The organism is Candidatus Symbiothrix dinenymphae (assembly GCF_001431085.1).
Map to the genome: position 1 here is coordinate 1 of NZ_BBRU01000078.1, position 992 is coordinate 992.

Annotated in this window: 2 protein-coding genes; both read left to right on the top strand. The window is 43.8% G+C overall.

Annotation, left to right across the window (positions count from 1 at the left end; all coding sequences use genetic code 11):
* Window positions 1-509 (top strand): DUF4143 domain-containing protein (locus ASC50_RS01255; RefSeq protein ID WP_158648244.1); only part of this gene is annotated, 509 nt, incomplete at its 5' end.
* 37 nt (window positions 510-546) lie between these two features.
* Window positions 547-992: TolC family protein (locus ASC50_RS01260; RefSeq protein ID WP_158648245.1), on the top strand; the 446-nt coding region annotated here is incomplete at its 3' end.

The window sequence follows — 992 nt, forward strand, 5'->3', positions numbered from 1 at the left end:
CGCTGATGCTCTTGGGAATGGCAGGATTGATACATCCTATTCTTCACTCTTCAGCCAACGGAATCCCTCTTGGCGCACAAATCAGCCGGAAATTCACCAAATATATTCCGTTTGATACCGGAATTTTTCAACGATTTTTAGGATTGAATATCGGCGAAATTCTTATCGGGCAAACCCTTGAACAAATCAACAAAGGCGATATTGCCGAATTATTCGCAGGTTTGGAAATGTTAAAGGCAATGCCTCCCAATCGCCATTCGCAATTGTATTATTGGCAAAGAGAGAAAAACGGCACTCATGCACAGGTCGATTATTTGTTTCAAAAGGGGAATGCGATTATTCCGATTGAAGTGAAATCGGGAACAACGGGAAAAATGCAAAGTTTGCACTTTTTTATGCGCGAAAAACAGTCGGAATACGGTATTCGCACCACTTTGGAGAATTTTTCTCAATACGACAAAATCAAAGTTTATCCGCTGTATGCAATTTCCAATTTTATTAACAGTTAATTTTTCACTACCTTTGCCCTGCATTTCAGCAATTAAAATGAAAAAAATAACAGCAATAGGCATCTTTGCCCTACTTCCGGCGATGGGGCATACGCAGGAAATTTACGACTTGAAGCGGTGCCTGGAAACCGGACTGGAGCGGAACTATGACATCCGCATTATTCGTAACGAGCAGAAAATCAGCGAGAACAATGCCACCATCGGCAATGCGGGCATTTTGCCTACGCTCGACCTGAATGCCGGTTTTTCGGGGTCGCTGAACGACCGGGAAGACGTTACGAATGGCGCAACTTCGCAAATCAACGGCATTTACAATCAGGGCACAAATGTGGGTTTGAGCCTCAATTGGACAGCTTTTGACGGCTTTCGGATGCAAACGGAGTACGAGCGGCTCAAGGAATTTAAGCAGAAGGGCGAAATTGCGACCCGCGTTGCGATTGAAAATTTGATTGCCAACCTGACGGCTGAATATTACAATTATAT